This is a genomic window from Ruegeria sp. SCSIO 43209 (assembly GCF_019904295.1).
Taxonomy (GTDB): Bacteria; Pseudomonadota; Alphaproteobacteria; order Rhodobacterales; family Rhodobacteraceae; genus Ruegeria.
In genome coordinates this window covers 1,130,240-1,154,469 of sequence record NZ_CP065359.1, presented here as the reverse complement: position 1 = coordinate 1,154,469, position 24,230 = coordinate 1,130,240, and the positions used below count along the sequence as shown (strand labels likewise).

25 protein-coding genes are annotated in these 24,230 nt (G+C 59.0%); 10 read left to right on the top strand and 15 right to left on the bottom strand.

Translation table 11 applies throughout. The features are described 5' to 3' along the window. The first annotated feature begins 72 nt into the window (after positions 1-72). Entirely contained in the window at positions 73-1,425 is a 1,353-nt protein-coding gene (locus tag I5192_RS05840) for a DEAD/DEAH box helicase (RefSeq protein WP_170396782.1), read from the top strand. On the opposite strand, the gene I5192_RS05835 is transcribed toward I5192_RS05840, so the two are convergent. Genes I5192_RS05835 through I5192_RS05825 form a run of 3 tightly spaced genes read right to left on the bottom strand, consistent with a single transcriptional unit; the run spans position 1,422 to position 3,444 of the window. Beyond that, positions 1,422-2,324: a DMT family transporter gene (locus I5192_RS05835; protein WP_223117956.1), complete on the bottom strand. Its 903-nt coding sequence runs from the start codon at positions 2,322-2,324 to the stop codon at positions 1,422-1,424. The genes I5192_RS05840 and I5192_RS05835 overlap by 4 nt on opposite strands. 21 nt (positions 2,325-2,345) lie before the next feature. Continuing rightward, a complete protein-coding gene (locus tag I5192_RS05830; protein ID WP_223117955.1) occupies positions 2,346-3,248 on the bottom strand; it encodes a fatty acid desaturase in 903 nt (300 codons plus the stop codon). Continuing rightward, positions 3,241-3,444 carry a DUF2061 domain-containing protein gene (locus I5192_RS05825; protein ID WP_170396775.1) on the bottom strand — a complete coding sequence of 68 codons (204 nt, stop codon included), beginning with the start codon at positions 3,442-3,444 and terminating at the stop codon, positions 3,241-3,243. Before I5192_RS05825 ends, I5192_RS05830 begins: the two co-directional genes overlap by 8 nt. Positions 3,445-3,552: 108 nt before the next feature. On the opposite strand from I5192_RS05825, the gene I5192_RS05820 reads away from it, so the two are divergent. Together I5192_RS05820 and I5192_RS05815 are read left to right on the top strand one after the other, a co-directional pair. Then, on the top strand, positions 3,553-4,419 hold the full coding sequence (locus I5192_RS05820) for a helix-turn-helix domain-containing protein (protein ID WP_223117954.1): 867 nt from the start codon (positions 3,553-3,555) through the stop codon (positions 4,417-4,419). Positions 4,420-4,495: 76 nt separating this feature from the next. Continuing rightward, positions 4,496-4,678, top strand: coding sequence for a hypothetical protein (locus tag I5192_RS05815; RefSeq protein WP_170396771.1), 183 nt, complete (start codon positions 4,496-4,498; stop codon positions 4,676-4,678). A 1-nt stretch (position 4,679) separates the two neighbouring features. Here the strand turns inward: I5192_RS05815 and I5192_RS05810 are convergent, their stop codons facing one another. The 3 genes from I5192_RS05810 to I5192_RS05800 all read right to left on the bottom strand — a co-directional run bounded on the left by I5192_RS05810 (position 4,680) and on the right by I5192_RS05800 (position 7,900). Beyond that, complete coding sequence (locus tag I5192_RS05810; protein WP_170396769.1) at positions 4,680-5,441, bottom strand: SDR family oxidoreductase; 762 nt, start codon at positions 5,439-5,441, stop codon at positions 4,680-4,682. Further along, the gene (locus tag I5192_RS05805; protein ID WP_255612083.1) at positions 5,438-6,919 is read right to left on the bottom strand and encodes a carnitine 3-dehydrogenase; all 1,482 of its coding nucleotides are present in this window, start codon (positions 6,917-6,919) and stop codon (positions 5,438-5,440) included. The genes I5192_RS05810 and I5192_RS05805 overlap by 4 nt, the downstream gene beginning before the upstream one ends. A gap of 63 nt (positions 6,920-6,982) precedes the next feature. Next, positions 6,983-7,900 (bottom strand): 3-keto-5-aminohexanoate cleavage protein, encoded by a 918-nt coding sequence (locus tag I5192_RS05800; protein WP_223117953.1) that lies wholly within the window; start codon positions 7,898-7,900, stop codon positions 6,983-6,985. A 132-nt stretch (positions 7,901-8,032) separates the two neighbouring features. On the opposite strand from I5192_RS05800, the gene I5192_RS05795 reads away from it, so the two are divergent. After that, positions 8,033-9,019, top strand: a complete 987-nt coding sequence (locus tag I5192_RS05795; protein WP_223117952.1) for a GlxA family transcriptional regulator — start codon at positions 8,033-8,035, stop codon at positions 9,017-9,019. Between the two features lie 75 nt (positions 9,020-9,094). On the opposite strand, the gene I5192_RS05790 is transcribed toward I5192_RS05795, so the two are convergent. The 3 genes from I5192_RS05790 to I5192_RS05780 are packed head-to-tail and all read right to left on the bottom strand — an operon-like array spanning position 9,095 to position 12,102. Further along, entirely contained in the window at positions 9,095-10,141 is a 1,047-nt protein-coding gene (locus tag I5192_RS05790; protein ID WP_223117951.1) for an aldo/keto reductase, read from the bottom strand. A 31-nt stretch (positions 10,142-10,172) separates the two neighbouring features. Next, entirely contained in the window at positions 10,173-10,631 is a 459-nt protein-coding gene (locus I5192_RS05785; protein WP_170567077.1) for a DNA polymerase III subunit chi, read from the bottom strand. Positions 10,632-10,635: 4 nt separating this feature from the next. Then, complete coding sequence (locus I5192_RS05780) at positions 10,636-12,102, bottom strand: leucyl aminopeptidase (protein WP_223117950.1); 1,467 nt, start codon at positions 12,100-12,102, stop codon at positions 10,636-10,638. Between the two features lie 219 nt (positions 12,103-12,321). On the opposite strand from I5192_RS05780, the gene lptG reads away from it, so the two are divergent. The 5 genes from lptG (at position 12,322) to rsmA (ending at position 18,718) form a co-directional block, all read left to right on the top strand. Further along, positions 12,322-13,422 (top strand): LPS export ABC transporter permease LptG, encoded by a 1,101-nt coding sequence (gene lptG, locus I5192_RS05775; RefSeq protein ID WP_223118273.1) that lies wholly within the window; start codon positions 12,322-12,324, stop codon positions 13,420-13,422. Further along, positions 13,422-15,587, top strand: a complete 2,166-nt coding sequence (locus tag I5192_RS05770) for an LPS-assembly protein LptD (protein ID WP_223117949.1) — start codon at positions 13,422-13,424, stop codon at positions 15,585-15,587. Before lptG ends, I5192_RS05770 begins: the two co-directional genes overlap by 1 nt. Further along, positions 15,578-16,831, top strand: a complete 1,254-nt coding sequence (locus tag I5192_RS05765) for a peptidylprolyl isomerase (RefSeq protein ID WP_170406236.1) — start codon at positions 15,578-15,580, stop codon at positions 16,829-16,831. The genes I5192_RS05770 and I5192_RS05765 overlap by 10 nt, the downstream gene beginning before the upstream one ends. After that, positions 16,828-17,793 (top strand): 4-hydroxythreonine-4-phosphate dehydrogenase PdxA, encoded by a 966-nt coding sequence (gene pdxA / locus I5192_RS05760; RefSeq protein WP_223117948.1) that lies wholly within the window; start codon positions 16,828-16,830, stop codon positions 17,791-17,793. The genes I5192_RS05765 and pdxA overlap by 4 nt, the downstream gene beginning before the upstream one ends. A gap of 82 nt (positions 17,794-17,875) precedes the next feature. Then, a complete protein-coding gene (gene rsmA, locus I5192_RS05755; RefSeq protein ID WP_170734905.1) occupies positions 17,876-18,718 on the top strand; it encodes a 16S rRNA (adenine(1518)-N(6)/adenine(1519)-N(6))-dimethyltransferase RsmA in 843 nt (280 codons plus the stop codon). Between the two features lie 58 nt (positions 18,719-18,776). Here rsmA and I5192_RS05750 read toward each other — a convergent pair whose 3' ends face one another. The 3 genes from I5192_RS05750 to prfA form a co-directional block, all read right to left on the bottom strand. Then, positions 18,777-19,358 carry a DUF4167 domain-containing protein gene (locus I5192_RS05750; protein WP_223117947.1) on the bottom strand — a complete coding sequence of 194 codons (582 nt, stop codon included), beginning with the start codon at positions 19,356-19,358 and terminating at the stop codon, positions 18,777-18,779. 227 nt (positions 19,359-19,585) lie between these two features. Then, a complete protein-coding gene (gene prmC, locus I5192_RS05745; RefSeq protein WP_223117946.1) occupies positions 19,586-20,443 on the bottom strand; it encodes a peptide chain release factor N(5)-glutamine methyltransferase in 858 nt (285 codons plus the stop codon). Next, the gene (gene prfA, locus I5192_RS05740; RefSeq protein ID WP_170396981.1) at positions 20,440-21,495 is read right to left on the bottom strand and encodes a peptide chain release factor 1; all 1,056 of its coding nucleotides are present in this window, start codon (positions 21,493-21,495) and stop codon (positions 20,440-20,442) included. Before prfA ends, prmC begins: the two co-directional genes overlap by 4 nt. Positions 21,496-21,557: 62 nt before the next feature. Between prfA and I5192_RS05735 the strand changes: the two genes are divergently transcribed. Further along, positions 21,558-21,860, top strand: coding sequence for a hypothetical protein (locus I5192_RS05735; RefSeq protein ID WP_170509520.1), 303 nt, complete (start codon positions 21,558-21,560; stop codon positions 21,858-21,860). On the opposite strand, the gene I5192_RS05730 is transcribed toward I5192_RS05735, so the two are convergent. The 3 genes from I5192_RS05730 to speB (I5192_RS05720) are packed head-to-tail and all read right to left on the bottom strand — an operon-like array spanning position 21,786 to position 24,220. Continuing rightward, entirely contained in the window at positions 21,786-22,199 is a 414-nt protein-coding gene (locus I5192_RS05730; RefSeq protein ID WP_170509517.1) for a DUF1499 domain-containing protein, read from the bottom strand. The genes I5192_RS05735 and I5192_RS05730 overlap by 75 nt on opposite strands. 45 nt (positions 22,200-22,244) lie before the next feature. Next, positions 22,245-23,192, bottom strand: coding sequence for an agmatinase (gene speB, locus I5192_RS05725; RefSeq protein WP_170396741.1), 948 nt, complete (start codon positions 23,190-23,192; stop codon positions 22,245-22,247). A 59-nt stretch (positions 23,193-23,251) separates the two neighbouring features. Continuing rightward, positions 23,252-24,220: an agmatinase gene (gene speB / locus I5192_RS05720; RefSeq protein ID WP_223117945.1), complete on the bottom strand. Its 969-nt coding sequence runs from the start codon at positions 24,218-24,220 to the stop codon at positions 23,252-23,254. Between the last annotated feature and the right edge of the window lie 10 nt (positions 24,221-24,230).

Below are 24,230 nucleotides of genomic sequence, written 5' to 3'. Positions count from 1 at the left end.
GCGCATGGCCATCCGGGCCCGGCATTTTCAGACGCGCGGGCCAGGTCTAGTGTCCGCTTGAACCGGACATACATGACAAAGTTTAACGAACTGAACCTGAACCCGAAGGTCCTCAAAGCAATTGAGGAAGCCGGATACGAAACTCCGACCCCGATCCAGGAAGGCGCAATTCCAGCCGCGCTGGAAGGGCGCGATGTTCTGGGGATCGCCCAAACCGGCACCGGCAAAACCGCCAGCTTCACCCTGCCGATGATCACATTGCTGGCCCGTGGGCGCGCCCGCGCACGCATGCCACGCTCGCTGGTCTTGTGCCCGACGCGGGAACTGGCAGCGCAGGTGGCCGAGAATTTCGATACCTACGCCAAGCACCTCAAGCTGACCAAAGCACTGTTGATCGGTGGCGTTTCCTTCAAGGAACAGGATGCTCTGATTGACCGCGGTGTTGACGTGCTGATTGCCACTCCGGGCCGTCTGCTGGATCATTTCGAACGCGGGAAGCTGCTTCTGACAGGCGTTCAGATCATGGTGGTGGACGAAGCTGACCGGATGCTCGACATGGGCTTCATTCCTGATATCGAGCGCATCTTCTCGCTGACGCCATTCACCCGCCAGACGCTGTTCTTCTCGGCCACCATGGCGCCCGAGATCGAACGGATCACCGATACTTTCCTGTCGGCCCCCACCCGGGTCGAAGTTGCGCGTCAGGCCACCGCTTCGGAAACCATCGAACAAGGCGTGGTGATGTTCAAAGGTGGTCGCCGGGATCGTGAGGCCAGCCAGAAACGCAAAACCCTGCGCGCATTGATCGATGCCGAGGGTGACAAATGCACCAACGCCATCATCTTCTGCAATCGCAAGACCGATGTAGATATCTGCGCCAAGTCGCTGAAGAAATACGGCTATAACGCCGCCGCGATCCATGGCGATCTGGATCAGTCGCAGCGGATGAAAACACTGGACGGATTCCGCGATGGATCACTGCGGCTGCTGGTGGCTTCGGACGTTGCTGCGCGGGGTCTGGATATCCCCTCGGTCAGCCACGTGTTCAACTTCGATGTTCCCGGCCATGCCGAGGATTATGTCCACCGCATCGGTCGTACCGGTCGCGCCGGGCGCGAAGGCAAGGCAATCACGATCTGCTCGGGCCGCGATGAAAAGGCGCTGGCCGCGATCGAGAGCCTGATCCAAAAGGACATTCCGCGCATCGACAATCCGGTCAAGGCCGATGAGCCCAAGCCCGAGGCGCCAAAGCCAGAGAAGAAGGCCAAAGCGTCGGACAACAAAAAGAGCGAGAGCCGCAAAGAGCGCGAGCCCAAAACCCGTGGTCGTGGGCGTCGCGACGATGGCGGGCCAGCAGTTGTAGGCATGGGGGATCACCTGCCCAGCTTTATCGCTCTCAGCTTTGATGAGCGTCGCGCAGGCTAGATTGTCAGCACAAGCGCCAGTATCGACAAGCCAAGCAACGTCATTCCGGCGATCTCGCGCCGGGTGATGGTTTCACGGAAAAACAGCAGCGATGCGAACAGGCTGAGGATCAGTTCGATCTGACCCAAGGCCTTTACATAGGCTGCGTTCTGCAACGTGAAGGCGAAGAACCAGCAAAACGAACCACAGAGGCTGGTCAGGCCGACAAAAACACCGGTCCGGCGAGTCTCCCACACCGCGCGCAGCTCGGCCCTGTCTCGCCAAAGCAGCCACAGCCACATGCTGAGAAACTGAAGCGTTACCACGACGGCCAGTGTCACAAGTGCCCGGAACCACGCATCGATGTCGCCCAATTGCAAAGAGGCGCCGCGATAGCTGACCGAGGAGAATGCGAATAACACGCCTGACCCCAGTCCAAGACGCGAGGCTTTGTTTGTCAGATGTTGCCACCAAGCGCCGCTGCCTCCGGGCGTTTTTGACAATAACAGGACGGCCAGCAACCCAAGCAGAATTGCCCCCAGCGCCCCGGTAGAGACCTGATCGCCGAGGACAAGGAACCCCACAATAGCGGTTTGAATCACCTCAGTTTTCTTGAACGTAATCCCTACCGCAAAGTTGCGCTGCTTGAACAATGCCACAACGCAGATCGTGGCCAATATCTGTGTGGTCCCGCCGATGACAGCAAATATCCAGAACTTCGCCGACAGCGCTGGCAGTTCGTACCCCGTCGCGCCCAAAGCAATGAAAAGCCCCAGCAAGGCCAATGGCATGGAATAGGCGAAACGTGCAAATGTCGCCCCGGCAGCCGAAAGCTTCACGCTGCTCAGGGATTTCTGCAGCATGAACCGCACCGTCTGGAACGATGCGGCCGCGATGGTGACGGGAATCCATAAACTCATGGCTTCCCTTCTGTCGTTAAATCAAGGCTTTGGCCAGAGCGGATGCGCCACCGGATCCTTGGCGCGCCAGAAATACTCTCGGAATATCTGCCCGTACGAACGGTAGACATAAGCCTCGTTACAGGCCAAGTATCTTTCCTTGCCCGTGCGGTAGAGTGCCGGCAATCGATACCAAGGTGCTGATGGGTTCATATGATGAACGACGTGCAAGTTATTGTTCAAAAACAGAAATGCAAGGATTCCACGGTCTTCTACGATCACTGTGCGCGCGCGCGATCTCTCATGCGCGCGGTGTTCCAGGAATGTGCGGATCTTGACCAAACCCAACCCGATATATGCTGAAAGGGCGAAGGCCCAGATCGGCATTTGCGAAAGCGCGACGATCCAAAGAACCGCGACAACGCCGGGCATATGCAGCGCCCATGCCAACAAAATCGCCCGATCTCCGCGAAGTGCACCACGCAGTTCATCCCGCAAGAACGCAACCTGCCCGATCGCAGGCCCCAGAACCATCCGCCCCAGCAGAGTATTGTTCACTTGATACATCCGTCTTTGCCATCGAGCCAGAGACGCCCAGACCTGCGGGTCGAGATAGTTGGTCTCAGGGTCATCATAGGGATCGGTTAGGTTCGCGTCACAGTGATGCGCCAGATGCAGGTCCCGAAACCGATTGTAGGGAATGAACAAAGTCAGCGGCAGCGCCATCAGCGTCTCATTCAGCCACTTCTGGTGAAAGGGATGCCCGTGCAAAGCCTCATGGGTCAGCGAGGAATGCAGCGCAGCCACCAGCCCCATGAACGGGATCGCAAGCCAAAGCGATATGCCTGCCAACCAGAAAATCGCACCAATCCAGGCTAAATAGCACGCGATGATCAGGGCAAATGTCGCCCATTCAGGTGATTTGGGTGTGACCGGCTCAGCCATTGCGGCCCCACGTGATTCCGGCCCAGATACGCTCGTAAATTACATACATGGTCAAGCCAATGGCTGTATTGACCAAAGCAACCATCCCTCCAAGTGCTGCTGAACCCGTGGCGATCAAACCAACCAGCGTCATCATCGCCAGCCCCATCGCATTCCACACCAGCGCCTTCACGACCGACCTGCGTCGCGTTTCCATTCCAGACCCCATTCTTATTTTTGTAACACCAGCGTTACAGACAGAGCCAAGGGTCGTGAATTCTGAATATGATTAACAATTCTCACCAAAGGTGATATTAATCACCACATGATTGATAAAATCGACAAACGGGATCGTGCCCTGCATTTTCGCCAGCGCCTGACCCGAGCAATGCAGGATCGAGATGTCAGCCAAAGCGCCCTGGCACGCGACATCGGTGTTGACCGATCGACCGTTTCGCAGTTGCTGACCGGTGCGGGCGCGCGCCTGCCCAATTCGCATGTGGTCGGTAGCTGCGCCTCGGCGCTCGGGGTTTCCGCCGACTGGCTTCTTGGGCTTTCCAACCGACCCGAAAGCGCGGCAGAACTATTGGCCAGTTCCCTCACCCTAACCGAGGCCGCCCGGGCATTGGTTGATGAGCGCATTTTTGAATGGCATCAAGAGGCCGCCGGCTACAAGATACGCTACGTTCCGGCTACCCTGCCCGACATGCTCAAGACCCGCGCCGTGCTTGAATGGGAATACGCTCCGCATCTCGGCCGTACTGCAGATCAAGCCATTGGCGCCTCGGCAGACCGGCTGGCATGGATGCGCAGCGCCCAGTCCGATTATGAGATTGCCATGCCGTTGTACGAGCTTCACAGCTTTGCCTATGCCACCGGTTACTACGAGGGACTACCGCTTCAGGTCCGGTTGGATCAGATCGATCACCTGCTGTCGGTGTGCGAGCAGCTTTATCCACGTCTGCGCATCTATCTATTTGATGCAAAACGTCTTTACTCTGCCCCCGTCACGATATTCGGCCCACTTCTTTGCGTGTTCTATGCCGGAAGCCACTACATGGCTTTCCGAGACCGCGACCGGATTGAGGTCTTTACGCTCCATTTCGACCGGCTGGTTCGAGAGGCGGATATGACCGCGCGTGATTTCCCGGACCATCTGCAGCAATTGCGCTCAGAAATCTCTCAGACATGACCTGGGCTGAAAGCTGTAGTATAGTCACTTGGCGCGAAACTACAGACATTCCGATCTGAGATGGAGGATGACGGGAATGGACGCACTCAAAACCGCTGAATACGCACGTGCCCTTTATACGGCCCATGGCGATCGGGCCGAAGCCGAAGCTGCGCAGAAAATGCGCGAATGTGAAGCCGCCGGAAATCAGCAGGAGGCGCAGGACTGGCAAGCCGTCCGCAGCGCCATCCGCCAGATTCGGGGGCCAAATCAGGGCTGATTCACAGTTTCGGGTCAGGATTGACCGTATGGCCATCCACCGCGATTACCTGACCCGACACCAGCCTCGCTGCATCTGAAGCCAGGAATACAGCCATGTTCGCTATGTCCTGCGCCTCTACAAAGCGGCCCATGGACGTGCCCGAGGCATAGCCGTCGTAAACCTGATCCCGGGTCATGCCCTTGGCATCGGCCTCGCGCTGTAACACGCCCTCCATGCGTGGTCCTTCAACCGAACCCGGGCAGATCACATTGCAGCGGATACCGTGCGGCCCAAGCTCCATCGCCAGCGTCTTGCCCAATCCCACCATGCCCCACTTGGCCGCCGCGTACGGCGCGCGGTTGGGGTATCCGTACTGGCCTGCAGTCGATGAAGTGATCAAGATCGCCCCGCTGCGCTGCTGTTTCATCAGAGGTGCAGCGTATTTAGAGCACAAAAATGACCCCTCTAGATTGATGGAAAGGCATGACCTCCAATCCGTCAGGGAAACGTCCTCAACTGCTGCGGTGGGACCCGCTATCCCCGCATTCGCACAGAGCACATCAAGCCCGTCCCATTCGGTCTCAAGGTCAGTAAACGCAGCCGCGACAGCATCCTCATCCGACACATCAAGCTGGCTTTGCTTCCAATGCGCCGGGCAATCCGCCAACGCATCCGCATCAACATCCGCAACCCAGACCTGAGCCCCGGCAGCATCAAACGCTTCAGCCATGGCCCTGCCGACGCCAGAGGCGCCTGCGGTAATCAAGACCCGGCTGCTCATGCGGGCTTGCGGATCGCCGCGCCCGCGCCTTCGGGATAAGGCAACCCGGCCTGCGCCTCGGCAACCCGTGCCATCGCGGCCTCGATCTCGGGTGAAGGTCGGCTGGGGCGTCGGGTCTCAAGGCTGACATGCAGAAGAAAGCTTTCGCCTGTGGCCAACAGCGTTTCACCCTCGTACATGCTGTGGAAGACATGCAGCTTCTTGCCCTGCCCTAACAGCATCTGCGTACGGCATTCGATCCGCGACCCCGCATGGGTCTCCTGCATGTAACGGATGTGATTTTCGGCAGTGAAATAGCTGCCGCCTGTCGCGATATACTCCATATCGCAGCCAATGATTTCCATGAAACGATCCGTGGCTGCTGCAAAGGCCTCCAGATATTTAGCTTCATTCATGTGGCCATTGTAGTCGGTCCAATCCAGCGGAACGGCGCGCGACAGCGTGAGGATCGGCTGGCTCAGATCCGCCTCGTCCAGCGTCGGCAGCGCTCCTGGCTTCAAGGCCGCATCATGCTGGTTCAATACCGCCCCTGCACCATAGTTCTGGGCCTTCAGCGCCCGCATCATACCAACGAGGTTATTGTCCCGGATACGCTCCAACTCGCGGATCGAGTACTTGCCAGACTGCGCATCCGACTGATCCGCAATCATGTCGACCAACTCATCGGTGAACTCAGGCACGTCCATGAGCTTGGTCCAGGGCCATTTCAGCGCCGGGCCGAACTGAGCCATGAAATGCCGCATCCCGGCCTCTCCACCGGCCACGCGATAGGTTTCGAACAGTCCCATCTGGGCCCAACGGATGCCAAAACCCATGCGGATGGATTCATCGATCTCTTCGGTCGTTGCGATGCCGTCTTTCACCAGCCAAAGCGCCTCGCGCCACACCGCCTCGAGGAACCGGTCAGCAATATGCGCGTCGATTTCCTTCTTGATGTGCAGCGGGAAGAACCCCACCGAGGTCAAAAGATCTTTGGCCCGCGCGATCAAGTCAGGTGAATTCTTGTCGGTCGGAACCAGTTCGATCAGTGGCAACAGGTAGACCGGGTTGAACGGGTGTGTCACCACGATCTGCTCGGGTCGCAAAGCGCCTTCCTGCAACTCCGAGGGCTTGAACCCGCTGGTCGAGGACCCGATGATTGCATCTGGATCACAAGCCCCCTGCAAGCTCTTGTAAACCTTCAGCTTCAGATCGAGCCTTTCCGGTACGCTCTCCTGAATCCAGATCGCACCCTGAACTGCCTCACCGAGATCGTCATGAAAGCTCAGCGTCCCTTCTAGAGGCAGAGGTACATCGCTCAACCCCGGCAAAGAACGACGCGCGTTATCTAACACCTCACCGATCTTCCTCTCGGCTTCAGGGTCGGGATCGTATACCCGAACATCCCATCCGTTCAGCAGGAACCGGGCAGCCCACCCGCCACCAATCACTCCGCCTCCGATGATTGCTGCTGTTTTTGCTTGCTGTTCTTTGCCCACGATCCGCCTCTTCATCTGGCCAAAAATATCTCGGGGGTTTGGGGGCTGGCCCCCAATCCGCGACTACTTCGCAACCGGAGCCCGCTTGGTAAGCCCCAGCTTCTCACGTACTTCCTGCGGCCCGATCACCCGCGCGCCCATGTTTTCGATGATGCTGCCTGCACGCTCGACCAACTGCCAGTTTTCGGCCAGAACACCCTTTTCCAGCCACAGGTTGTCCTCCAGCCCGACGCGCACATTACCGCCCGCCAGAACCGAGGCCGCGACATACGCCATCTCATTGCGCCCCAGCGAAAACGCGCTGAACGTCCAGTCCTCCGGCACATTGTTCACCATCGCCATAAAGGTGTTGAGATCATCCGGAGCCCCCCACGGCACCCCCATACATAGCTGGACCAGAGCGTTCGGTTCCAGAACACCCTCTTTCACCAGCTGCTTGGCGAACCACAGATGGCCGGTGTCGAAGGCCTCGATCTCGGGCTTCACGCCCAGATCGGTCATCATCTGCCCCATCGCCCGTAAGGCGCCGGGCGTATTGGTCATCACATAATCGGCCTCGGCAAAGTTCATCGTGCCACAATCCAGAGTACAGATTTCAGGCAAGCACTCCGCTACATGTGCAACACGTTCAGTCGCACCAACCAGATCGGTTCCGGCCTCTGCCAAAGGCAGCGGATTTTCGATCCCGCCGAACACCATGTCTCCGCCCATGCCCGCCGTCAGGTTCAGAACCGCGTCTACTTCGGCATCGCGAATGCGGTCCGTGACTTCACGGTACAGCGCCAGATCGCGTGAAGGCGCACCGGTCTCGGGGTCGCGCACATGGCAGTGCACCACGGCCGCACCGGCTTTCGCTGCAGCAATTGCACTATCGGCAATCTGCTTCGGCGAACGCGGCACATGTGGGCTGCGATCCTGTGTCCCGCCCGAGCCGGTGACGGCACAGGTGACAAAGACTTCGCGGTTCATTTCCAAAGGCATGGCGTTATCCCCAGCTTATACCCGGTTTTACCGTGGGTTTTCCACAGGCTTCTCCCCGGATTCCGATTTGCGTCAACGCCAACTCTGACGCAGCCTTGAGGGAACCACTTAGCAAAATGCGAATCAGACTTGATGAAATCCGCAAAAAACATACTGCAGCCCGAACATCGCGCCCTGAAAACGGCGGTGCTGGTGCTGGACGAATGCAACACACTCAGCTTCGCGGCCGCCGTCGATCCGATGCGTGCTGCCAACCGACTGGCGGATCGGCCCGCTTTTGATTGGGACTACGTCACGGCAACCGCAGAACCCGCGATGCTGACCAGCGCCCTGAGTGTGCAGGGCATTCCCCTGGCCCGGTTGCAGGGCTGCGATCTGTTGATCGTAGTTGCCGGATTCCAATTGGCCCGTCATGCGACGCCCAGCCTGCTCGCCGGGCTCCGCAGGATCGCGGCCACCGGTGCAACAATCGCCGGGATAGATGGCGGCCCCTGGTTACTGGCTGAGGCTGGATTGCTCGACGGTCACGCGGCGACGACCCATTGGGAGGATTTGGAGAACTTCGCTGCGCGCTTTCCCAATGTCGATGTGCGCCCTGACCGATTTACCGTCTCCGATACACGCCTAACCTCCGGCGGCGCCGTCCCGGCGATCGATATGATGCTCCATATTATTGCTGCACGTCATGGCGCGGGCTTTGCCGCCCGCGTGTCCGGGCTATTCCTCTATGAAGGTACGTCTCAGCCCTCAAAACCACAAAGCCGCACCGGTGCGCCGCACCGTCACACCGCGCTCACTGCCAAAGCCAACTCATTGATGGAATCCTCACTGGACGACCCCCTGTCCCTTGCGCACATCGCCGATAGACTCGGCACTAGTACGCGCACCCTGCAGCAGCAGTTCCGCCTGCGCCTGAATACAACTCCACAGGATCATTACCTGCAACTCAGACTGGCCGAGGCCCGCCGTCTGGTTACCGATACCGACCTGCCGCTGATGGACGTGGCGCTGGCCACCGGCTTCGCCTCGCAATCCAGCTTCGCCCGCGCGTTCCGAACCGCCCACGGCCTCACGGCTCGCGACCTCAGGCAAGACCGTACGCAACCAACCCATCACTGACACGATCCAACTTCATCTGGCATAAAATACCTCGGGGGAGTCGCCAAAGGCGACGGGGGCAGAGCCCCCATCCCTTCAATATGGCATCGGAAACGCCCGATGCGCCGCACTGATCTCGGCCATCACTTCGGACGACAGCTTCAAATCCTTACCCGCCAGAATATGTTCTAGCTGCGCTACATTTGTCGCGCCAAAGATGGTTGAGGCCATGAACGGACGGCTGCAACACCACGCCAGTGACATGTGGATCGGGTCCAGCCCATGCCGCGCGGCGACATCCAGATAAGCCGCCACTGCATCAAAAACGCGATCTGTTTTGCGCCCGCCCATATTCGGCACCAGCGCCATGCGTGATCCTTCTGGAACAGCACCACCTTGATATTTCCCAGTCAGGAAACCTGCCGCCAACGGTGAGAATGATAGTAACCCGACATCTTCCAGAAGACACAATTCAGCCAGGTCGGTATCGAATAACCGGCAGAGCAAAGAATATTCGTTCTGGATCGACGCGACCCGAGGTCCACTAACCTCATCCGATGCCCGCAACCACTGAGCGGTACCCCAAGCGCTTTCATTCGACAGACCAAAGGCGCGGATATTGCCCTTGTCCACCTGCGCCTGCAGAGCGATCAGGCTTTCGCGCATCTCGTCCATAATCTCGTCCCGGTTGTGACCCGAGGGTGCATAGTCCCAGTTCTGTCGGAACATGTAGCTGCCACGATTTGGCCAGTGGAACTGATAGATATCTATACAGTCAGTCTGTAGACGACGCAGTGAACCCTCTATCGCCTCAGGTATGGTCTCTTTCGAGATTGGGGCGCCATTGCGCGCATGCACGAACCCTTCACCAGAGTGTTTCGTGGCCAGCACATAGTCCCCGCGCCGCGAAGGATTGGCGGCATTCCAATTGCCAAGAATCTCTTCGGTCCGCCCGACCGTCTCTGCCGAGATCGGGTTCACCGGATACATCTCAGCCGCGTCGACAAAGTTGATCCCACCCGCAAGCGCCATGTCCATCTGGCGGTGCGCCTCAGTTTCCGAGGTCTGAGTACCAAAGGTCATTGTCCCAAGACATAAATCCGACACCATGATCCCGGTGCGGCCCAAAGGCTTCATATCCATTTGAAATCTCCTAAAATATATTTGTGGCCGATCAAGCCTCGGCCTTTTTCTCCCATCGTCCGGATTCCTCGGACCAATACTGTGCCGAACACCCCGCCCCGGTCAGAGCCTTCCACTGCCCGCGCGCATGTTGAACCGCCTCCGGATCATTCCCGTCGAACAGAATGCAGACACGCTCCATGGTCGAAACTTCCTCCGCCTCAACCGTTGCCCCATCGACAGCCATTACACAGGTCGCGCCATTTGCTGCCCCTTGGCCGGTCGTCAGCAGAACGGGCTGTGCCGCGTCGTGCGGGCCACCTTCGCGGCCATGCGGCAAGAACCCGTCCTCAGGTCCCAGCCACAATTTCTCATCCAGCCAGTCCATCCGCGCAGGGTCGACACCCCGCACGGCAATCCGCCATCCGGCCTGCCGTGCCTTGTCGAGCAGCACAGGCAATGTGTGCTCCAACGGCTGACGGGTCAGGTGGTAGAAATAGACGGCACCCATGCGCTTACTCGAAATTGTCCTGCACGAACCGGCTTAGCGCGCGGACGCCCCAGCCCGTGGCCCCTTTCGGTGCATAAGCGGTCTCGGAAGAGACAGAGGCCACACCTGCGATATCCAAGTGAATCCACGGCGTCTCTTCCTTGACGAAACGCTGCAGGAACTGCGCTGCGGTGATCGAACCTGCGGGCCGCCCGCCCACGTTCTTCATATCCGCAATGCGCGATTTAAGTTGTTTGTCGTAGCCTTCACCCAAGGGCAGCCGCCATGCGCCCTCGTCCTCGGCCTTGGCCGACTTCAGGAAGGCGTCGCAGAAGGTGTCATTGTTTGAAAACACACCGGCATTCTCATGCCCAAGACCAATGATGACCGCGCCCGTCAGAGTGGCCAGATCGATCATGCCCACCGGCTGGAACCGATCCTGCGCGTACCACATGACGTCACACAGAACCAAACGACCCTCGGCATCGGTGTTGATGATCTCGACAGTGTCGCCTTTCATCGAAGTGACCACATCGCCCGGGCGAGAGGCATTGCCCGAGGGCATGTTTTCGACCAACCCGACCAGCCCCACGACATTGGCTTTGGCGTTGCGCTTGGCCAACGCTCGCATGGTTCCGGCAACAACACCCGCGCCGCCCATGTCCATGGTCATGTCTTCCATGCCTCCGGCCGGCTTAAGCGAGATACCGCCGGTATCGAACACGACGCCCTTACCGACCAAGGCCAGTGGCGCGTCATCCTTGTCGCCGCCGTCCCATTGCATCACCACAACTTTCGAGGGGCTGACCGAGCCCTGCCCGACGCTCAGCAACGTGCGCATGCCCAGTTCGGCCAGCTTGTCCTCTTCCAGAACCTCGACCTTCAGGCCCAGCGATTCCATCTCGACCAACCGGTCCGCGAACTCAGTTGTCGTCAGCACGTTTGCAGGTTCATTTGTCAGATCTCGTGTCATGCGCACACCGTCTGCGACGGCATAGAGCGGTGCAAAAGCGGCTTCGGCCTCCTCCGGCTTGGAGTGACCGATGGTGATCTCACCCGCCGGGTCTGAGTCCTTGGATTTGTGGACATCGAAATCGTAGGCCCGCAGTACCATGCCCAAGGCTACCTCTTCGATACGCGCGTGATTGGCGGCCATGACCAGCACGGGTTTGCCCGCTGCAGCTTTCGCCAGATTGGCCCCGGCCTTGCGCGCCTCGTCCGCGTCGGGGCGACGCGGCAACACCAGAATGTCCAGCGCCTCGGCCACCATTCCGGCAGGCCAGGCCAGCGAAATAACATTGCCCGACTTGACCTTGCTGAACCGCTCGCTTTCGACCAGCCGCGCAACCGCGCCTTTGGTCAGGCGATTGGCTCGACGCGCGGCGGGGCTCATCTTGCCATCGGCGGGAATGAGAATGGCCACGCGCCCTTCGGTTTGCGCTATCGCATCAAGGTCAAAGGGGGTGAATCGGACGGGCACAAGACTGCTCATATCATTCTCCTGAAAAATGCGTTGCCCAAGACCTAGCCCGCGCAGCCACCGTTGACCAGATAGCAGTTTTCCCCGCCGGGCAATTGCATTATGGTCGCGCGAAAATAACGGCAGGCTCGGGGGAGAGAACGTGACACCAATCGGCAGTTACAGGCCGTCGCGCATGATTCCATGCCCGATTGTGATTCTTGGATGCCGGGGTTTGACGGGGATGCCCAAGTGATCCTCGACCGCTATTTTGCCCGCCGCTTTATTCAAAGCTTTCTTGTAATCGGCGGCATTTTTCTGACCTTGATGATCCTGATCGATCTGATCGAACAGGTGCGGCGGTTCGATGGCGTTGACCTATCCTTTGGCCAGTTGCTGCAACTGACGTTGCTGAACACACCGGCCGCGATCAGCGAGATGTTACCCCTGCTAATGATCCTGGCCACCATCGCGCTGTTTGTCGGCCTCGCCCGCAGCTCCGAACTGGTGGTGACCCGCGCTATCGGGCGATCCGGTATCCGAGCCCTGCTGGCGCCCGTGTTGCTTGCGCTGACCATCGGCGCACTTGCTGTGACTTTGCTGAATCCCATCGCGGCCGCGACGTCGGAAGAGTTCCAACGCTTGTCCGATGGCTATCGCAACCAGGGTGGCTCAGCCCTGTCCATCAGCCGCGAGGGGTTGTGGCTGCGCCAGAGCTCAGCCAACGGTCAGTCGGTGATTCACGCAACCGGCACTGTCAACGGCGACCGGTTCGCCCTGCGGAACGTGACCATCACAACGTTCTCATCCGACGGCAAGCCGAACCAGCAAATCTCGGCCCAGCAAGCTGATCTGGAGGATGGATTCTGGACCTTGCATCAGGCCAAAATCTGGCCCATTCAGGACGATCTCAATCCCGAAGCAAATGCCACCAGCCATGAGATCCTGAACCTACCCACAACGCTGACCAGAGACCGGATTCTGGACACTCTCGGGCAAAAGGATTCAGTTTCGGTCTATGATCTGCCCCAGTTGATTCGTGATCTGGGCGAGGCGGGATTTTCAACCAAGCAATATGAGGTCTGGCTGCAGGTACAACTTGCGCGACCCCTGTTTCTGGTTTCGATGGTTCTGATCGGGGCCGCCTTCACAATGCGCCATGTCCGGTTCGGCGGCACCGGAGTTGCCGTGCTGACCGCTGTATTGCTGGGGTTCGGTATCTACTTCATCCGGAATTTCGCCCAAATTCTTGGCGAAAACGGGCAATTACCTATTCTGGTCTCGGCCTGGGCCCCACCCTTTGCGGGCATTCTACTGTCTCTGGGCCTGTTGCTACATGCGGAGGATGGCTGATGCGCTCCGTCCTGTCTTTGTTGCTGTCGAGCGCACTGATCCTCTCGCTGCCAGCAGCAGCTGCCGCTCAGTCCGAACCAGAAGGTGCCGCCAGCGAGGCTGACGCGACTGAACAGAATCAACCCGCCCTACTGGTGGCCGATGAGATATTCATTACCCCGGATCGCAAACTGGTCGCAGAGGGGAATGTCGAGGCCTTCCAAGGCGACGTCAAACTGACAGCGCAAAGCGTCACCTATGATCGCGAAACCGGCGAGCTGACCCTGACCGGCCCAATCCGGATCGATCAAGGCGGGAACAGCACATTGCTGGCCGATTCCGCGCAGTTGGACAGCGGGATACAGAATGGACTTCTGATGGGCGCGCGCATGGTCTTTGACCAGCAAGTGCAGATCGCCTCAGTCCAGGCCACCCGTGCGGCAGGTCGCTATACGCAATTCAGCAAGGTCGCTGCAACCTCATGTCATGTCTGCGCGAATGGCAGACCCCCGATCTGGCAAATTCGCGCCCGGAAAGTGACCCATGACCAGCTTGAACGGCAGCTCTATTTCGAAGGCGCACAGTTCCGAATACTCGATGTCCCGGTCTTCTACTTTCCCACGCTACGCCTACCCGACCCGACACTTGAGCGGGCGACCGGCTTTCTCGTGCCGTCGATCCGCACCACTTCGCAACTGGGCACTGGAGTTCAGGTGCCGTATTTCTTCAAGATCGGAGATCACAAGGACCTGACTCTGACGCCCTATCTGTCGTCCAAGACCCGCACACTTGGGTTTCGTTACCGGCAGGCATTCAAACGCGGGCGCATTCGGCTGCGAGGCTCTTATACACGCGACGACCTGCAGCCCGGTCAGGATCGGGGGTATTTCTTCGCCGATGGCCGGTTCGGTCTTGGAAATGACTACCGGCTGACATTCGATATCAAAACAACTTCGGATGACTCGTATCTGGCAGATTACGGCTTGCCCGATTTTGACCGCCTGCGTAGCGAAATTGCACTTGAGCGGATCAAGCGTGATACGGCGTTCAGAACCAGCTTCATCCACTACAAGTCCCTTCGGGATAGCGAAAATCAGGATGAAATCCCATCGCGTGTCTTCGACATCAACTATCGAAAGCGATTCTTCCCCAGCACCTTAGGGGGTGAAGTTGAACTAAGCCTCGATGGTCACACCCACACGCGAACCAGTGACGAAGATATTATTGGTCGCGACGTCGCCAGGGCAACATTCGATGCGGAATGGCTGCGCAACTGGACCTTTGCGACAGGATTACGTGCAGAGGCATTGGTGGGCGCGTCAGTGGATACGTTCAATATCCGCAATGACAGCGAGTTTCCGAACAATGTAACCCGCTCGACCCCGCGTGCAGCTTTTACCCTGCGCTACCCCATGCTGCGCCGCGAGCAGTCCGGTGCAACACAAATCCTTGAGCCAATCGCGCAAATTGGTTGGACGCATGTTTCGAACAATGACGTTCCCAACGATGAAAGTACCTTTCAGGAACTCGATCAGGGCAATCTTTTGTCCCTTTCGCGCTTTCCGGCCCCCGACCGCCGCGAAGACGGTGCAACCGCCGTTGTGGGCCTGAACTGGTCTCGGTACAATGCTGACGGCTGGCGGGCGCTGGCGACAATCGGACAGGTCTTCCGGTCCGATGCGGATTCGGATTTCACGCTCACATCGGGGCTGCAGGGTACCAAGTCCGACATTCTGCTTGCCGGGCAATTGAATAACGGCAAGGGGCTGACATTGGCCGCGCGTGGGCTTTTAAACAGCGATTTCAGTTTTACCAAAGCTGAAATTCGTGCAGGCTGGTCTAATGGAGATACGGCAATCTCCGGCGGGTACATCTGGCTCGAACCTGATCCTGCTGAAGCAAATAATGATGAAATCTCGGAACTACGGGTCGGTGGCCGCTACCGCGTAGACCAAAATTGGCTAACCCTTGCCAGCGCACGCTATGATTTCAGCGAATCCGAACCACTCCGCCTTGGGTTCGGCGTGACCTACGAAAATGAGTGTGTGCAGGTAAATGTGAACGTCAACAGACGCTTTACCTCCACATCAAGTATTGAGCCTTCGACAGAATTCGGCTTTACCGTTGCCCTGACAGGGTATTCCGTCGAAGGCGATGGACAGAAGTTTAAGAGAAGATGCAGTTGATCTCAGGTTTCACAAAATCTCTCCGCTCTGGCTGCCGCAGATCGGTGCTGCCGGTGCTAGCTGCCGCGCTTGTTGCAATGGCCACACCACAGGTCCAGGCTCAAAGCCTGTTCTCGCCTGCAATCCGGGTCAATCAGGACATCGTCACCTGGTATGAACTTCAACAACGTCAGCAGTTTCTCGAACTGCTCGGCGTTCCGGGCAGTTCCGAGCGCGAAGTCCGCGAAGCCCTGATCGAGGATCGTCTGCGCAAACAGGCGATGCGCGATGCCGGCATCGAAGCCGCGCCCGAAGATATCCAGACCGGGATTGATGAATTCGCCTCGCGCGGAAACCTCAGCAGCGAAGAGTTTCTGCAGCTGCTCAACGATGCGGGCGTATCAAAGGAAACCGTCCGGGATTTTGTCGCCGATCAACTGTCCTGGCGCGACTTTGTCAGTACCCGCTTTCTATCGCAGGCTCGTCCCTCGGAAGATGAGATCAACCGTGCACTGGGTCAGGGTGGCGGCGGCGGCCTGCAGGTTTTGTTGTCCGAGATTATCATTCCGGTAACACCGCAGACCCTGGCGCAGGCTGAAGCCCTGGCCGATGAAATCTCACAACTTCCCGATCAAGACAGCTTTTCTTCGGCTGCTACGCAATACTCTGCCGCTGCCACACGCGAGAATGGCGGGCGACTGGATTGGCTGTCGCTCAACAACCTGCCTCCGGCCCTGCAACCCGTCATTCTGGGCTTGAAAAACGGTGAGATCACCGACCCACTGTCGCTCCCGAACGCCGTTGCTCTGTTCCAGATGCGCGGTATCCGCGAAGTTGCCGCTGGTGCCCCAACCTATTCCGAGATCGACTACGCGATCTACTACCTTCCCGGTGGCCGCAGCGCCGAAACGCTTGCGAAAGCCGAAAAGCTCAAGGAAGAGATCGACACCTGCGATGACCTCTACGGCATCGCCAAAGATCAATCGCCCGACGTGCTGGAACGCCTTACCCAAAGCCCCTCGGCGATTCCACGCGACGTAGCGCTTGAGCTGGCCAAGCTTGATCCAAATGAGGCATCGGCCACGCTGACGCGCAACAACGGGCAGACGCTGATGTTCCTGATGCTGTGCAATCGCACCCGCAACCTGGGCGAAGACACCACCCGTGTGGACGTAGCAAACGCACTGACCCAGCAGCGGTTGCAGGCCCTTGCAAACAGCCTGCTGGAACAGCTGAGGGCCGACGCCGTCATCATCGAACAATGATCGCCCCAATCGCACTAAGCTGCGGTGAGCCCGCCGGGATCGGACCCGAAATCGCAGCCAAAGCTTGGGCAGCCCTGCGCGATACCTGTCCGTTCTTCTACATCGGCGACGCATCACATTTACCCGATGGAACACCCATTACCCGGATCGCCAACCCGTCTGAAGCGACACCGGCCAGCGCCTCGGCTCTGCCGGTGCTGCATTTCGACTTTCCTGCCCCGAACACTCCCGGCCACCCCGATCCAGCAAACGCACTTTCGGTCATCGATTCTATTGAAAAGGGTGTTGAGCTGGTGAGTTCCGGCGCAGCCTCTGCACTTTGTACCGCCCCGATCCACAAAAAGGCGCTGATCGACGGTGCGGGTTTTGCCTTCCCCGGCCATACCGAATTTCTTGCGGCGTTGGCAGGCCGGTCGCGCGTGGTAATGATGCTGGCCAGCGAACAGCTCCGCGTGGTTCCTGCCACCATCCACATCCCGCTCTCCCAGGTCCCAAGCGCACTCACCCCAGAAGTGCTGCAAGAAACCATCGAGATCACCGCCCAAGGCCTGCGCACCCAATTCGGTATCCACCATCCTCGCATCGCCATCGCGGGGCTGAACCCCCACGCTGGCGAAGGCGGGAAAATGGGTACGGAAGAGCTTGACTGGATCGCGCCACTGATCGCAGACCTCGATCCAATCGACTACGCAGTGACGGGCCCGCACCCCGCCGATACCATGTTCCACGCCGCTGCGCGCTCCCGCTATGATGCCGCGATTGCAATGTATCACGACCAGGCCCTGATCCCGATCAAGACACTGGATTTCGACCGCGGTGTGAACGTAACCTTGGGCCTGCCCTTCGTCCGGACCTCGCCGGATCACGGCACCGCTCTGGATATCGCGGGCCAAAGCAGCGCGAACCCCAACAGCCTGATCGAGGCCCTGAAGCTCGCCCAGCGAATGGCGCAGTCCCGCTAATGCTTCATCTGGCCCCAAATACCTCCGCCGGAGGCAAAAAAATCTCTGGCGCTCTCCCCGCAACCCGCGCGACGGTAAAGTCATGAGCGCCATCGACTCCCTCCCCCCGCTGCGCGAGGTTATCGCAACTCACCAACTTTCGGCCCGCAAGTCGCTGGGCCAGAACTTCCTGCTCGACCTCAACTTGACCGCCAAGATCGCGCGGCAGGCGGGTGATCTGACTCAATGCGATGTCCTTGAAATCGGCCCAGGCCCCGGAGGTCTGACTCGCGGGCTTCTGTCCGAAGGCGCGCGCAAGGTCGTGGCCGTGGAAAAGGACACCCGCTGCATCGCCGCCCTGAACGACATCGCCACCGCCTATCCGGGCCAGCTGGAAGTGATCAACGGCGACGCGCTGGAAATCGACCCGCTGGCCCATCTGACGCCTCCGATCCGGGTGGCCGCCAACCTGCCCTACAATGTCGGGACCGAGCTTCTGGTCCGCTGGCTCACCCCGCCCGAATGGCCGCCCTTCTGGCAGAGCCTGACCCTTATGTTTCAACGTGAAGTGGCCGAGCGGATCGTCGCCCAACCCGGCAGCAAGGCCTATGGCCGCCTCGCCATCCTTGCCCAATGGCGGGCCGAAGCGCGCATTGCAATGTCCCTGCCACCCGGAGCCTTCACTCCACCGCCCAAGGTCTCAAGCGCCGTGGTTCACCTGACTGCCCTGCCCGAACCCCGCTATCCCGCTGACGCCGCAACCCTGTCGCGCGTGGTTGCCACAGCCTTCAATCAGCGCCGCAAAATGCTGCGGGCCTCACTGAAAGGGGCAGCGCCAGATATCGAGGACCGCCTGATCGCAGCCGGTATCAAACCCACCGACCGGGCCGAGCAGATCCCGCTCGAAGCCTTCTGCGCGCTCGCGCGCGAAATTCGCAAACCCTGAACGAAAAAACCCCAGGCCTTTGCCCGGGGTTTTCATTCAATTCATGATCAAAAAGCGCTTATTCAGCTGCCTCGGGTGCGTCGCCCTTGTCAGCGGGTGCATCCTCAGCCGCAGGGGTGGCAGCCTTTGGCTTCCGGGTGCGCGGGCGGCGCGGCTTTTCCTTACGCTCGGTCGCTTCGGGTTGCTCGGCATCCTTGCTTTCCGGCGTCTCGACCAGCCCTGTATCGGGCGCAGCCGCCTCATTCCCGAAATCCACAACGTCCGGCTGCGGAGCCTTGGCCGGATCGGCCTGACGGGCTGCTTCGCGTTCCTGACGCTCGGCGCGTTCACGATCACGCTCGGCCTGCCGTTCGCGGTTCTGACGCTCTTGCTCTTCGCGGCGCGCTTCGATCTCGCGCTGCGCTTCGCTTAGCATGCGCAGATAGTGCTCGGCGTGTTGCTGAAAGTTCTCAGCTGCCACGCGGTCATTCGACAGCTGAGCGTCGCGCGCCAATTGGTTGTATTTGTCAATGATCTGCTGCGGTGTGCCACGCACCTTGCCTTCGGGGCCCGAGCTGTCAAAAACCCGGTTTACGACGTTTCCGCCAGAAGGACGATTGCGGTTGTTCTTGGCCCGCGAGCGGGATTTGGAAGATCTCATCTTACTTTACGTCAGCCTTATCAATTCACTGTCGATCAACCCGTATCTAACGCTGCTCAGTGGCTTGTGCCGTTACGCGCTATCGACTTTTTGGGCTTGGCGTCAGGGGTGCGCTGAAACAGCGTCAACCTCGCCGACTAATCCTGAGTAAACATGTCCTGAGCGTTCAGACAAGGGGATTCTCGAAAATGTCGCAGCTTTTTTACATCAATCGGCATTTTTCGGCCTCAGTTTCGCTTAGAAGGCGGCATTCTGGCCCCCACAACACGATCACGCCTGTCCAGATCGGGGATCACCTTTACGCCGGTCAAACCAGCGGCATCAAAAAGGGCAGAAACATAAGCGCCCTGTGTCGGGCCAATTTCAACCAAGATACGCCCGCCGGGCATCAGATAATCCGGAGCCGACGCCGCAATACGGCGATAGGCATCCAGACCGTCGCCCTCATCCGTCAGCGCCATGCGCGGCTCATGCTCGCGCACTTCAGGGGAAAGCGCGTGCATCTCGTCCGCTGAAATATAGGGCGGATTCGAAACAATCAGATCGAACTGACCTTCAATGTTTTCGAACCAGTCAGATTGCCGAATCTCAGCGCGCGCCTGCACCTGATGCTGTACTGCATTGGCGCTGGCCTGCAGGCAGGCAGCTTCGCTGAGGTCGGCGCCGACGCCCGAGGCACTCGCCCGCTCGGCCAGCAAGGTGATCAGGATACAGCCCGAGCCCACACCCAAATCGAGTACATGATCAAACGGCTCGCTCAGCGCCGCCTCGATCAATGCCTCGGTCTCCGGGCGCGGGTCCAGCACATCGCGACTGACCCGAAACCGCCGACCATAGAATTCACGCTCGCCCAGCAGATGCGATACCGGCACTCGGATGGCCCTTAGCGAGATCAATTGATCGTAGCGTTCCGCGATATCCACCGGCAGTTCCTCGGGCGCGATCAGCGTCACCCGACTGGCCTCGATCCGCGCCGCATGCGCCAGCAGCACCCGCGCATCCCGCGCTGGATCAGGCACACCGGCTGCGCGCAAACGTGCGGTTGCAGCGACCATGGCCTGCGCGGCTGTCAGCGCCGCAATCATTGCGCCATTTCGGCCAGAAGCCGAGCCTGATCATCTGCGGTCAGCGCGTCGATCACCTCATCCAGATCGCCCTGCATCACCTGATCCAGCTTATAAAGCGTCAGGTTAATGCGGTGATCCGTCATGCGGCCTTGCGGGAAGTTATACGTCCTAATCCGTTCCGACCGGTCACCTGAACCGACCTGACTGGCGCGATCCGCCGAGCGTTCGCTGTCGATCCGCTGCCGTTCAAGATCATAAAGGCGCGTTTTCAGCACCTGCATCGCTATCTCACGGTTTCGGTGCTGGGATTTCTCGGAACTGGTCACCACGATTCCGCTGGGCAAGTGAGTAATCCGCACAGCCGAATCCGTCGTGTTCACGTGCTGCCCCCCCGCGCCCGAGCTGCGCATCGTGTCAATTCGGATGTCATTGGCATCGATCTGAATGTCCACATCCTCGGCCTCTGGCAAAACCGCCACCGTCGCCGCCGAGGTATGAATGCGCCCACCGCTTTCGGTTTCGGGCACGCGCTGCACGCGATGCACGCCGGATTCGTACTTCATCCGCGCAAAGACATTGTCGCCCTTGATATGTGCCACCACCTCTTTGATCCCACCAAGATCAGACGCTTGTTCCTCGATGATCTCGAACTGCCAGCCCCGCGCTTCGGCATAGCGTTGATACATGCGCAGCAAGTCTCCGGCAAACAGCGCGGCCTCATCCCCGCCGGTGCCGGGGCGTATTTCCAGCATTGCCGGGCGCGCATCAGCCGCGTCTTTGGGCAACAGCGCCAGCTGCAAGGCATGCTCCGCCTCGGGGATACGCGCCTGCAGTTCTGGAATTTCCTCTTCGGCCAGCTCTTTCATGTCCGGGTCGGACAGCATTGCCTCGGCCTCGGCCAGATCTGAAACCAGCTGACGCCACGCCATGATCTGATCGACCACCGGCTTGAGGTCGGAATATTCCTTTGCCAAAGCTGCAATATCCCCGCCCGAGGCACCATCCGCCATGGCCGCTTCGAGGTATTGGAATCGCTGAGTTATCTGTTCAAGGCGTTCTTCGGGGATCATCCGCGCGGTGTCTATCATCCAGAGGCTTTGGTCAAGGCCCTGCCTTGTGCTAGGCTTGGGCCATGAAGCGACTGATCCTAGCCCTGACACTCATTGCGACGCCCGGAATGGCCGATGTTGTTGGCCCCGGAGGCAAAGTGCAAGACTGCTATTGCACCGACAAATCCGGCACCCGCATCGAGCTGGGAGAGATGATATGCCTGCAGGTCGACGGCCGCATGTTCATGGCTCAATGCCAGATGTCGCTGAACGTGCCCATGTGGCGCGAGGTGCAAGAGGGCTGTTTGTCGTCAGGGTTGCAGCAAAGCAAGCCATTGGGTGACCCGGTCCCGATTGACGCCGAAATCTTTCCGGCCAAATCTTAATCTTGCATAGATACGCAGCGTATCACCGTCTAGCTGCACGGTGGTGTAATCGGGAAAACCGAACACCTTGGTACGGGTGATATAGGTGATCATGCCCTCTTCCAGCGATCCGGCCAGCACACTGGTGCGTGGTGTTGCGCGCGCAATTTTATCGAGACGCGCCAGCCCATCAGGACCGGTTTCGACGACCCGAACGACACCACCCTTCAGGTCTCGTTCCGTGTCTTCAGGGGCCACATGCCAGCGCACAGGATCTGAAGGCGCAAGTCTGATATAGGCACCCATTGCAAGGCCCACCGCAATCAACAGCCACAGCAACATTTTTATCTGCCCATTCATTCCCGCTATGCCCTGCTTACTCGGTCAGAGGATGGCGTCGCACCCCTATCGTGACGTCACTCCGGGCAGAATGCACAGCATCTCGAACAGTAGATTGGCTGCGGTCAGTGCCGTATTGCCCGACGGATCATAGGGTGGAGATACTTCGACCAGATCGCAGCCCACCACATTCATGCCTGCCAGCGCATGGATCAACTGCAGCGCCTGCGGAGTGGTCAGACCTGCGATCTCGGGCGTGCCTGTTCCGGGTGCATAGGCCGGATCGAGGCTGTCGATATCGTAGGTGATATAGACCGGGTGATCGTCAACAGTTTTACGGATCAAAGAGCCGATTTCGGTCAGGTTCTGTTGCCACAGCTCCCACGCCGGGTACTGACGGAACCCCCAACCCTGTGCCTCGGTAAAGTCGCTGGCGGCGTAACCCGAGCCTCGAATGCCGATCTGAAAGGTCTTGTCAGGGACAATCAGCCCTTCCTCATAGGCGCGGCGGAAGACAGTGCCGTGGGTTTCCTTTTCACCGAACATCTCATCATTCACGTCGGCATGGGCGTCCACGTGCACCAGTGCCACAGGCCCGTGCTTGGCTGCCATCGCCCGCAGGATCGGCAAAGTGATCGAGTGATCCCCACCCATCGCCACTGGGACAACACCTTGCGCCAAAATGCCGTCATAGCTTTCCTTGATGATCTTAAGACTATCGGCGAGCGAGAAAGTGTTGATCGCCAGATCGCCGATATCTGCGATCTGCAGATGGTCGAAGGGCGCCGCGCCATTGGACATGTTATAGGGCCGGATCATCGCACTTTCACTGCGAATCTGCTTGGGTCCGAACCGTGTGCCCGACCGCCACGAAGTGCCGATATCCATCGGAACCCCCAGGATCGCCACATCCAGCCCGTCCAGCGACGACGCCTGTGGCAACCGCATAAACGTGTTCGGCCCCGAAAACCGTGCCAGATCATTGCCGCCAATCGGTTGGTTGTATTGGGTCATGTGATGTCTCCGATCCGGCGCCTCACCAAGCAGATACCGGGATTATGCCTAACCAAAGGTTAAGGCTTCACCAGCTTGTTCCACCCCAAAAGGCAAATGATCTGTGTTGCCACATGCGCCCCCGCAATCGCCGTCGCACCAGAGGTGTCATAGGGCGGAGAAACCTCGACCACGTCGCCACCTTTGAGGTTGATCCCGGCAATGTCGCGCAGGATGATTTGCGCCTGAATCGAACTCAGCCCGCCCCAGACTGGCGTGCCAGTACCGGGCGCAAAAGCAGGGTCCAGACCGTCGATGTCGAAGCTCAGGTACACGGGGCTGTCGCCCAGAATACCCCTGATCTTCTGCGCCACGGCGGCTGGGCCGGATTCGTAAACCTCGCGCGCGTCGATGATGTTGACGCCCAACGTGTCTTCGTTTGTAGTGCGAATGCCCACCTGAACCGAGCGTTTCGGATCAACCAACCCCGATTTCACTGCCTTGTAGAACATCGTCCCGTGATCCACGCGGGACATGTCGTCATCGGCCCAGGTGTCCGTATGCGCATCAAATTGCAGCAGCGACATCGGCCCATATTGCTCGGCATAAGCTTTGAGGATCGGGAAGCTGATATAATGATCCCCGCCCAGCGTGACCGAAGCGACATCGGCCTTCAGAATGGTCCGAATGTGGTCAGTCAGCGTGTCGGGAAAGGCCGGGATATTGGCGTAGTCATAGGCCATGTCGCCATAATCCACGATGGCCAGCTCACTCAGAGCATCAAAAGGCCAGCCATAAGGCGCATCCGGCGATTGCAGCGCGCTCGCCTCACGGATCGCGCGCGGCCCCAGACGGGTTCCGGGGCGGTTTGTCACCGCCTGATCGAAAGGCACGCCGGTTACAGCAATATCCGCACCCGTCAGGTCTTTGGTATAAAGCCGCCGCAGGAATGAAGTCGCGCCGCCAAAGGTGTTTTCATAGGACAGCCCCTTAAGATCGGGGTTGGTGAATGCCTCATCCACCTGGTTCTTTGCATCTTCCAGTGCCATGTCTTTTCCC